9 protein-coding genes and 2 pseudogenes are annotated in these 9,523 nt (G+C 68.4%); 3 read left to right on the top strand and 8 right to left on the bottom strand.

What is annotated here, in order from left to right; translation table 11 throughout:
* The 3 genes and pseudogenes from N536_RS42300 to N536_RS0123800 form a co-directional block, all read left to right on the top strand.
* Positions 1 to 243 (top strand): annotated as a pseudogene (locus tag N536_RS42300) (IS481 family transposase); the annotation flags it as partial.
* 22 nt (positions 244 to 265) lie between these two features.
* The gene (locus N536_RS39310; protein WP_369798465.1) at positions 266 to 2,032 is read left to right on the top strand and encodes a DUF222 domain-containing protein; all 1,767 of its coding nucleotides are present in this window, start codon (positions 266 to 268) and stop codon (positions 2,030 to 2,032) included.
* 258 nt (positions 2,033 to 2,290) lie between these two features.
* Positions 2,291 to 2,722: an SRPBCC family protein gene (locus N536_RS0123800; protein WP_029115902.1), complete on the top strand. Its 432-nt coding sequence runs from the start codon at positions 2,291 to 2,293 to the stop codon at positions 2,720 to 2,722.
* A gap of 47 nt (positions 2,723 to 2,769) precedes the next feature.
* Here N536_RS0123800 and N536_RS0123795 read toward each other — a convergent pair whose 3' ends face one another.
* The 8 genes and pseudogenes from N536_RS0123795 to N536_RS0123760 all read right to left on the bottom strand — a co-directional run.
* Positions 2,770 to 3,237 carry a nuclear transport factor 2 family protein gene (locus tag N536_RS0123795; RefSeq protein WP_029115901.1) on the bottom strand — a complete coding sequence of 156 codons (468 nt, stop codon included), beginning with the start codon at positions 3,235 to 3,237 and terminating at the stop codon, positions 2,770 to 2,772.
* Positions 3,234 to 4,256 (bottom strand): tRNA (adenosine(37)-N6)-threonylcarbamoyltransferase complex transferase subunit TsaD, encoded by a 1,023-nt coding sequence (gene tsaD / locus N536_RS0123790; RefSeq protein ID WP_029115900.1) that lies wholly within the window; start codon positions 4,254 to 4,256, stop codon positions 3,234 to 3,236. The genes N536_RS0123795 and tsaD overlap by 4 nt, the downstream gene beginning before the upstream one ends.
* Positions 4,253 to 4,705: a ribosomal protein S18-alanine N-acetyltransferase gene (rimI, locus tag N536_RS0123785; protein ID WP_029115899.1), complete on the bottom strand. Its 453-nt coding sequence runs from the start codon at positions 4,703 to 4,705 to the stop codon at positions 4,253 to 4,255. Before rimI ends, tsaD begins: the two co-directional genes overlap by 4 nt.
* Positions 4,702 to 5,331 carry a tRNA (adenosine(37)-N6)-threonylcarbamoyltransferase complex dimerization subunit type 1 TsaB gene (tsaB, locus tag N536_RS0123780; protein WP_029115898.1) on the bottom strand — a complete coding sequence of 210 codons (630 nt, stop codon included), beginning with the start codon at positions 5,329 to 5,331 and terminating at the stop codon, positions 4,702 to 4,704. Before tsaB ends, rimI begins: the two co-directional genes overlap by 4 nt.
* Positions 5,331 to 5,798: a tRNA (adenosine(37)-N6)-threonylcarbamoyltransferase complex ATPase subunit type 1 TsaE gene (tsaE, locus tag N536_RS0123775; RefSeq protein ID WP_029115897.1), complete on the bottom strand. Its 468-nt coding sequence runs from the start codon at positions 5,796 to 5,798 to the stop codon at positions 5,331 to 5,333. Before tsaE ends, tsaB begins: the two co-directional genes overlap by 1 nt.
* Entirely contained in the window at positions 5,791 to 6,885 is a 1,095-nt protein-coding gene (locus tag N536_RS0123770; protein ID WP_029115896.1) for an alpha/beta fold hydrolase, read from the bottom strand. Before N536_RS0123770 ends, tsaE begins: the two co-directional genes overlap by 8 nt.
* A 23-nt stretch (positions 6,886 to 6,908) precedes the next feature.
* Positions 6,909 to 8,087: an alanine racemase gene (gene alr, locus N536_RS0123765; protein WP_029115895.1), complete on the bottom strand. Its 1,179-nt coding sequence runs from the start codon at positions 8,085 to 8,087 to the stop codon at positions 6,909 to 6,911.
* Between the two features lie 54 nt (positions 8,088 to 8,141).
* A pseudogene (locus N536_RS0123760) lies at positions 8,142 to 9,520 on the bottom strand (glutamate decarboxylase); the annotation flags it as partial.
* Positions 9,521 to 9,523 lie beyond the last annotated feature (3 nt).

Here is a 9,523-nt window from a genome sequence, read left to right as displayed (position 1 = left end):
TGCGCCCGAACGGTCAGCGCGGTGGGCAACATCGGACTGAACTCAGTCGCCTACAAGGTCGGTGCCCAATACGCCTTTCAACAGGTTCTCGTCGTCAGTGACGGCGACAACATCATCATCACCGATCTGGACGGCGAGGTCCTCGCCGAACGAACCCGACCCGCACCCGGCGTCAAATACGTCGGCAACGGCCGACCCCGCGGCCCACGCGCCAAAGACGACGAAGCGTCACCGAAGTCCTGACACACCTACTGTCACCAAAGTCCTGATACAGAACTGTCACCGATGTCCCGAGACATCACACGCCGGCACCTCGGGTGCCGCCGCGACCCTGGCGTGGGCACGGGTCGAAAACGCCGCCTGCGCACGCCGGTTGGCCGGCATGGTCACCATGCTCGATGCCCTGCACGCCGCAGACGGATCAGCGAACCGCGACCAGTGGTGCCTCGATAACTGGGGAGCAGCATGCGCCGAGATCGGCGCCAGCCAACAGCTCACACCAGGAGTCGCCTCCCATCTGCTGCTGATCGGCACCGCCCTGCGCGACCGCCTCCCCACGATCTCCGCGCTGTTCCACGACGGACTGATCGGCTACCGCCTGATCGCCACCATCGTGCGCCGCACCGGACTGATCAAGGATCCCGACGCCCTGCGCGCAGTCGACACCGAGCTCGCCGCCATGGTCCAGGGGTGGGGTGCGATGTCGATGGACAAGACCGACCAGGCCATCGACGCCCTCATCGCCACGCACGACCCCTACGCCCTGCGCCGGACCCAGGAGAAGGCCCGCGGCCGCGCCGTCGACGTCTTCGTCGACGACGACTCCGGAATGGCGACGCTGTGGGCCACCCTGTTCGCCACCGATGCCGCCGCGTTCGACCAACGACTCGACGCGATGGCCTCCACCCTGTGCGCGCACGATCCCCGCACCCGCGACCAACGCCGCTCCGACGCCATGGGCGCCATAGGACACGGCCAAGACCGATTGATCTGCCTCTGCGGCCGCGACGACTGCCTCGGTGCCACCAGCGTCCCCAGCACGGTCGTCGTATACGTCGTCGCCAACGCCGACTCCGTCGCGCCACCCACACCTGCTGCGTGCCCCGACCAGCCCGACGGCGGTGCCACCCCCGCTGATCCGCCCACGGCCGAGACCGACGACGCGGAAGCGGACGACACCGACGCCGACGCCGACGCGGACGCGGAAGCGGAAGCGGAAGAGAACGACGCGGACGCGGACACGACCGAGACCAGCATTGCCGCTTCCGACGACGCCCGGCACGAGTCCGATCGAGTGGCTGCCGATGCGGCCGCTCAGCACGCCTCCCTCGACGGCGAATCACCGCCAATGTTCAGCAAGCCACTGCGAGAGATGACGCTGGCCGAGGTCTACGCGGAGTGCAACGCCGATCCCGGCGAACCGCTAGCCACCCCGCCGGGAGTGATCATCGGCGGCCCGCTGCTACCCGGACCCGTCGTCGCTCGCGCCGCCCTGCACGCCAAGATCGTGCCGGTCGTGCACCCTGGCAACGCACCACCCGAACTCCGCTACACACCATCGAGGAAGCTGGCAGACTTCGTGCGCTGCCGCGACCTGACATGTCGCTTCCCGCACTGCACCGTGCCCGCGAATCGCTGCGACGTCGACCACACGATCGCCCACCCGCTGGGGCCCACCAGCGCGTCAAACCTCAAGTGCCTATGCAGGTTTCACCATTTGTTGAAGACCTTCTGGGGCGGGCCATGTGGTTGGCGAGACCAGCAGCTCCCTGACGGCGATGTCATCTGGACCTCGCCATCCGGCCAGACTTACACCACCCAGCCCGGCAGCCGCCTGCTCTTCCCCAGCCTGAGTCTGCCCACCGCACCAGTCACCGTGACCGACACCCCCACGGCACACACCGCTGGGCTGACCATGCCACGACGCAAGACCACCCGCGCCCAAGACCGCCAATACCGAATCGACGACGAACGTCGACGCAACGAAGCCGAGAACGCAGCCGCCGCACTCGATGCGCAACCGCCGTTCTGAGGCGGCTACCCGAACTGGTTCGGATCGATCAGCAGGTAGTCGGAAACATCGCCGACCATCTGTAGGTCGACGACCGTCCGTACCGTCGTTGCTGCCGGCGTACCGGCCGACAACGATGGGCTTCAGCGGCACGGTTTCGGTCGCCTGGACAATGCAGAACGTCGACCGCGACGTGGCAGTGGCGCAGTCGACAGGGTCGACGACGCGGGGTTTCCCGTTTGAGCCAGCGGCGTCGCTCGGCGAGGGAAGATGGCCGACATGGGTGACTTGCAAGGCCCGTTCAGCGGGTCGGCCCGCTCCTCGGCGAGCGCGGAGGATGTGTGGGCGGTATGGACGAACCCCGCCGAATGGGCCGGTGACGTCATTGCGACGGCCAAGATCGACGGCCCGTTCGCAGTTGGGGCGAAGATCACGACTCGGGTCAAGGGCTATCCTCCGCTGACATCGACCGTCACCCGAATCGAACCGCCGACATCGTGGACGGGTGTGGCGAAAGCGCCCGGTTTGACGCAGACCATCGATCATCTCATCGAGCCAACCGACTCGGGCACCTTGATCACCGAGCGCACCGTCTTCACCGGCCCCTTGGCTTCGATTGCCGCCCGAATACTTGGCGGAAGACTGCGGAAGACATTTGAGGCGACGACGGCGCACTGTGCGCGAATGGCCGAGAGGCCCTCGTCCCACTAAGGAGCGTAAATCCGCGGCAGGGTCAGGCAGCCACCGTTCTGAGGCGGCTACCCGAACTGCTTCGGATCGATCAGCAGGTGGTCGGAAACGTCCCCGACCATCTGTAGGTCCACCGTCCGCTCGGTGAAGTACCAACCCGCGGGGAGGTCGGGGTCGCTTGCGAAGGTGTCGGCGTACCGGCCGACGACGATCGGCTGCAGCGGAATGGTTTCGGTCGCCTGGACAACGCAGAACGTCGAGCGCGACCTGGCGGTGGCGCCGTCGACTTCCACGATCGGGTTGAGCACCAAATGCCTAGTCCGCGGGGTGTTTCCATGCTCGGGAAAGCGGCGGGTGGTCGTGACGAACAGCTTGGCGATCTTCTCGGCGCCCGAGACGCCCATGAAGTTGCCCCGACCAAGCAGTGCGCCGACGCCGTCGAAGTCACCCACATCGATCAGTTCGGCGTAGCGGTAGAGCAGTTCGGTGATGGCCATCTTGGCCGCCAACTCGGCGACCGACTCGTAGGCGTTCATCCGACCTGTCCCTTCACCACCGGCAGACCGGGGTCACTCGCCACGTCCAGCGGCGACGGCGGCGCACCCGCAGCTATGAGGTGTGCGGCGAACGACGCGATCATCGCCCCGTTGTCGGTACACAACCGCGGCCGGGGAATGCGCAACGTCAAACCCGCTGCCGCGCAGCGTTCTTCGGCCAGTTCACGCAACCGCGAATTCGCCGCGACACCGCCCGCGATCAACAGCGTCGACACTCCGAGCTCGGTGGCGGCGCGCACCGCCTTGCGGGTCAGTACGTCGGCCACCGCCTCCTGGAAGCCCGCCGCCACGTCGGCGGTCGACGCATCGGGGTGGCTTTCGACGTAGCGGGCCACCGCGGTCTTGAGGCCGGAGAAGCTGAACGCGTAGGGCGCGTCGCGGGGCCCCGTCATGCCGCGCGGGAACGCGATGGCATCCCGGTTCCCCGTGCGGGCCAGGTCGTCGAGCACCTTGCCGCCCGGATAGCCAAGCCCCAGCAGCCGGGCGATCTTGTCGTAGGCCTCCCCTGCCGCGTCGTCGACCGTGCTTCCCAGCTCGGCGATCGGCTCACCGAGCGACCGCACGTGCAGCAGGTTGGTGTGCCCGCCGGAGACCAGCAGGCCGACGCTCTCCGGCAGCGGTCCATGCTCGTAGACGTCCGCTGCCAGGTGCCCGCCGAGGTGGTTCACTGCGTAGAACGGCACCTCCCACGCGGCCGCATAGGCTTTGGCCGCCGCGACGCCGACCAACAACGCACCGGCCAACCCGGGTCCGATGGTGGCGGCCACGACGTCCGGCTTGGCCACGCCCGCCGCGTCCAAGGCCCGACGCATGGTGGGGCCCAACGCCTCCAGATGTGCGCGCGACGCGATCTCGGGTACGACGCCGCCGAACCGGGCGTGCTCGTCGACGCTGGAAGCCACCTCGTCGGCAAGGAGCGTGATGGCGCCGTCGGCCGCCAGCTCGCAGATGCCGACACCGGTCTCGTCGCAGGAACTCTCGATGGCCAGGATGATCATTGCGCCTCCCTCCGCATCGTGTACGCGTCGGCCCCGCTGACACGGTAGTACCGCTTGCGCAGGCCCACGTTGACGAAACCGGCGCTCTGGTACAGCCCGAGGGCGGCAGCGTTGTCGGTGCGCACCTCGAGGAACACCACGCCGCCGGACGCGATGGCCAACAGACGGTCGAGCAGTTCGCGGCCGATGCCCCGACCCTGAAAGTCGGGATCGACACCGATGGTGTGAATCTCGTACTCATACGGCGGTTTCCGGCCCAGCCGGCTGATCCCGGCATACCCCACCAGGACGCCATCGACCCGCGCGGCGACGTAGTGGTTGTGCTTGGACTCGAGTTCGCGCACGAACGCGATCGCCGACCAGGGATCGTCTCCGGGGAACAGTTGCGCCTCGAGTTCGGCGCACCGGTCGGCATCGCCGACGGCCAGCTCGCCGTACTCGACCGTCACTTGTTCGCCTCGCTGCGGGGCTTGGCGTCCGGGCGCCGCAAGTACAACGGGATCAGCGGCTCGGGTGGCGCCGCCCAATCCACCGCGCGCACCAGCCCCGACGCCGTCGGATAGGTGGGCGTCTGACGCGGCAGCTCGAACAGCCCGGCATGGTCGGGTGAACCGGCGACCGCCTCCACGTCGGTGGGCACGTCGCCGGGTGCGCTGACGGCAGGCCCGTCGAACCGGACACCGTCGCGATAGCGCGCCCAGTACACCTCGCGTCGGCGGGCATCGGTCACCACCAGCACCTCACCCGTGGTGTCCACGCCGATGGCGTCGAGGCTGCAGACGCCGTACACCGGCAGGTTCAGTGCGTGCGCATACGCAGCAGCCGTCGCCATGCCCACGCGCAGGCCGGTGAACGGTCCCGGCCCGCACCCGACGACGACGGCACCGAGGTCGCCCATCGCGAGTCCGGCATCGGCCAAGACGCCCAACACGTTTGGCGTCAATTTCTCGGCATGGGCACGCGCGTCGAGGGTGACGCGTTCGGCGAGAACCTCGACACCGGACGGTCCACGCCTGATCACCCCGGCGGTCACGGCGGGGGTGGCGGTGTCGATGGCCAGCACGATCGAGGTCATCACGGATGGCTCCATCGCCACACCGCCGTGCGCACGTCGGTCTCGGTGTCGCGCTCGAGCCGGATGTCGAGATGACGCTCGGAGAGGCGTTCCGCCAGGCCCTCTCCCCATTCGACCACCACCACGGCACCGTCGAGGTCGGTGTCGAGGTCGAGCGAGTCGAGTTCGGCCAGCAGGTCCGCGCCGGCGTGATCGAGCAGGCGGTAGACGTCGACGTGCACCAGCGCCGGTGTGCCTGGCCGCCGCGCCGGATGGACGCGGGCCAACACGAACGTCGGCGACGTCACAGCGCCCTCGACGTCCATGGCCTGCGCGATTCCCTTGGCCAGCACCGTCTTTCCCGCACCGAGTGGACCGGACAGCACCACCACGTCGCCTGCGCGCAGGTCGGCGCCGAGGCGCGCACCGAACGCGACAGTGTCCGCCGCGGTCGGCAGTTCGGCGGTGCCTTCGAGGATCTCAGCCATGGTTGCGCGCCCGATCGCGTAGCCGCCGGGTGATCGCGACGAGCTTGGAAGGCGTCGCGCGCTCGACGAGCCGCACCAGCGCGTCGTCGACCAGCTCGGGCTGCTCCAACTGGACCAGATGCCCTGCGCCGCCGATGATCAACAACTCGGACTTGGGCAGCGCCTCCGCCATCGATTCGGAGTACTCCTTGGGGGTGAGCAGGTCGCGGTCACCGCACACGATGAGGGTCGGGATCTTGGCCAGCGTCTTCAGAGCGGGTGTCTCGTCATGCACCTCCAGCGCGTGCAGGAATCCGACGAGGGTCGCGATGGGCGTGTCGTGCATCATCTTCTCGGAGAACGCGACGACGCTGGGGCTGATCTTCTCGTCGCCGTAGGACGCCGCGCGCAGGATCGGCCCGATCACCGAACGGGCCGCGCCGCGCGTGCGATGGACCGTCTTGGGTGCGTACCGCACCGCGAACCGGGCCGCCTCGAGCGCCGGGTTTCGCAGGATCTCCCCCAGCGGGGAACGCGAAACCCCTTCTGCGGCCGAGGAAATCAGCGCGACGCCGACGATCCGGTTGCCGTACCGCTTGGGGTACTGGCGGGCATGCGAAAGCACGGTCATGCCGCCCATGGAGTGCCCGACCAGCACCACGGGTCCGCGCGGGGCCATCACCGCCAGCACGGCCTCCAGGTCCTGGCCGAGTTGGGAGACGGTGAAGGTGTCGGACGGGGCGTCGCCGGACTGGCCGTGGCCGCGATGGTCGTAGAACACCATCCGGACCTGCGGACCCCACTGCGCGGTCAGCCGTGCCCGCTGAAAGTGGAAGGCGCCCATCCGTAGACAGAAGCCGTGTGCGAACACGACGGTGAGCGGCGCGTCGGCCGGCCCGACCTCCCGGACGGCGAGGGGCACCCCGTCGGGTGTGGTCACCACGTAGCTGCGGTCGGCGTCGAGCAGTCCGAAGTCCTCCCCGTGGTGGGGATCGTCGTCGGTGGTGCGTCGCGTGACGGCCCGAGCGACCGACACCCCGGCCACGCTGCCGACGGCGGCCAGGCCGGCTGCACCCGCCAGCCAGCGACCGGTGTTCGTCTTGGCGATCTCCTTGCGAAGTTCCTTGTCGCTCAACGGCTCGCGCCCGATGAATCGCCTGCGCCGCCACCGCGGTAGGCCCGAACGACCCGGCCTCGCGGACTGGTGACCACCTCGTAGTTGATGGTGCCGAGCAGTTCGGCCCAGTCCTGCGCAGTCTGCTCACCATCCAGCCCCGGCCCGAAGAGGATGGCGTCGTCGCCCTCGGCGACGTCGACCGGTCCAGGCCCGAGATCGACGACGAACTGGTCCATGCAAACACGTCCGACGCTGCGCCTGCGCCGCCCGTTGATCGTCACGTCGATGCGTCCGCCGAGCGTGCGGAAGACGCCATCTGCGTAGCCGAGCGGCAGCAGCGCCACCGTGGTGTCTCGGTCGGCGATCCAGGTGTGCCCGTACGAGACGCCGTCGCCCGCCTTGATCGAACGCACCATCACAACAGGGCATTTCAGCGTCATCGCGGGCAGCAGACCCATGTCGCCGCGCGCCGGGATCGGGGTCTGGCCGTAGACGGCGATGCCGGGACGGACCATGTCGTAGGCCAGATCGGGCCGGGTCAGCGCCGCAGGCGAGTTGGACAGATGGGCGATGTCGAACTGCACGCCGGCCTCTTGCGCATGGGCACGGAACTCCGAGAAACGTTGGGCCTGAAGGTCGTTGACCGGACTGGCCGGATCGTCGCCGCACGCCAAATGGGACATGATGCCCCGCAGCCGGATCGCACCGTCGATGCGGGCCCGTGCCAGCATCGGCAGCATCGCGGCGAACTCCGCGCGGCCGGCACCGTTGCGGTTCAGTCCGGTGTCCACCTTGACCGTCGTGATCGCGGTACGCCCGGTGCGCGCAGCGGCGTCGAGCAGGGCGTGGAGTTGGCGCGCCGACGAGACCGCAATCTGAACGCCCGCGGTCAACGCCGGGCCGAAGTCCGTTCCCGGGGTGTGCAGCCACGCCAGCAGCGGGGCGGTGACGCCGTCGCGCCGCAGCGCCAGCGCCTCGTCGAGCGTCGCCACGCCGATCTCCGACGCACCGGCGTCGAGCGCAGCCTTGGCGACCTGGGTGGCGCCGTGGCCGTAGCCGTCGGCCTTCACCACGACCATCACCTGGGCGGAACCGGCGTGTTCGCGCAGCAGGCGAACGTTGTGCTGGATGGCGTCGAGGTCGACCACCGCCTGAGGCGTGGGGTTCGACGTCGTGATCTCGGTTGTCTGCATGGTCATGTCACCACCGCCGATTGTCCCAGAGGGCGGCACCAGGGGCCGTCGGGGCTAGTGCGCGAAGGGTTGCAGCTGGTCGAAGTGCCCCTGCGGTTTGAGCTCGTCGAGGCTCTTCAAGGCGCTGATGATGTCGTCCTTGAGCGCCCGCGCCAGGTCCGCCGAGAAGCCCTCCCGCACCACCACGCGCAGCACGGCGACGTCGGTGGCGTCGTCGGGCATCGTGTAGGCGGGCACCTGCCAGCCGTAGGACCGCAGCGCGTGCGACACGTCGAACTCGGTGTATCCGCGGTCGCCCGTGAGCCGGAAGCTGATCACCGGGATGGCCGACCCGTCCGAGATCACCTCGAAGTGCTCGCTTTCGCGCAATTGGTCGCCCAGCCACCGCGCGGTCTGCGACAGACAGGTCATGACCTGGGTGTATCCCGCCCTGCCGAGTCGCAGGAAGTTGTAGTACTGCCCCACGACCTGGTTGCCGCCGCGCGAGAAGTTCAGCGTGAACGTCGGCATGTCGCCGCCCAGGTAGTTGACCCGGAACACCAGTTCCTCGGGCAGATGCTCGGCGCTGCGCCACACCACGAAGCCGATCCCCGGATAGGTCAGGCCGTACTTGTGGCCGCTGACGTTGATCGACACGACGCGGGGCAGGCGGAAGTCCCAGACGAGGTCGGGATGCAGGAACGGCACCACGAAGCCTCCGCTGGCCGCGTCCACGTGCACAGGAACGTCTGGACCCCCGTTGGCGGCCAGCTTGTCCAGGGCCGCGCAGATCTCCGCGATCGGTTCCAGTTCACCCGTGAACGTGGTGCCGAGGATCGCGACGACGCCGATGGTGTCTTCGTTGACCGCCGCGAGCACCTGTTCGGTCGTGATGACGTAGCGGCCCTCCTCCATCGGCAGATAGACGGGTTCGACGTCGAAGTACCGGCAGAACTTCTCCCAGACCACCTGCACGTTGGACCCCATCACCAGGTTCGGCCTGCGGCTGCGCCAGTCCTTGCCGAAGCGCTGCCGCCAGCGCCAGCTGAGCGCCAGCCCGGCCAGCATCACGGCCTCGCTGGACCCGACCGTGGAGACACCGATCCCGGTAGCGGGGTCGTCGTCGCGCAGCCCCTCGGCGTGGAAGAGGTCGGCAACCATGCACACGCAGCGCTGCTCGATGGCCGCGGTCGCCGGGTACTCGTCCTTGTCGATCATGTTCTTGTCGAAGGTCTCGGCCATCAACTTCTCGGCCTCGGGATCCATCCACGTGGTGACGAAGGTGGCGAGGTTGAGCCGCGAGCTGCCGTCGAGCATGAGTTCGTCGTGGATGAACCGATAGGCCGCCTGCGGGTCCATGCATTCTTCGGGCATCCGCAGCGTCGGGATGGGCGAAGTGGAGAGCCGTCCGGTGTAGGCGGGGCTGATCGACGGTGTCGGGGTGTGCCTGGATGCCA

The organism is Mycobacterium sp. URHB0044 (assembly GCF_000620625.1).
Taxonomy (GTDB): domain Bacteria; phylum Actinomycetota; class Actinomycetes; order Mycobacteriales; family Mycobacteriaceae; genus Mycobacterium.
This window is presented reverse-complemented; position numbering and strand designations above follow the sequence as displayed.

What these genes read in the sequence shown, in the direction of transcription:
- N536_RS0123800 (WP_029115902.1), top strand. Translation starts at nt 2,291, where the DNA reads ATGGGTGACTTGCAAGGCCCGTTCAGCGGGTCGGCCCGCTCCTCGGCG.
- tsaB (WP_029115898.1), bottom strand. Translation starts at nt 5,331, where the DNA reads ATGACCTCGATCGTGCTGGCCATCGACACCGCCACCCCCGCCGTGACC.
- N536_RS0123795 (WP_029115901.1), bottom strand. Translation starts at nt 3,237, where the DNA reads ATGAACGCCTACGAGTCGGTCGCCGAGTTGGCGGCCAAGATGGCCATC.
- tsaD (WP_029115900.1), bottom strand. Translation starts at nt 4,256, where the DNA reads ATGATCATCCTGGCCATCGAGAGTTCCTGCGACGAGACCGGTGTCGGC.
- tsaE (WP_029115897.1), bottom strand. Translation starts at nt 5,798, where the DNA reads ATGGCTGAGATCCTCGAAGGCACCGCCGAACTGCCGACCGCGGCGGAC.
- alr (WP_029115895.1), bottom strand. Translation starts at nt 8,087, where the DNA reads ATGCAGACAACCGAGATCACGACGTCGAACCCCACGCCTCAGGCGGTG.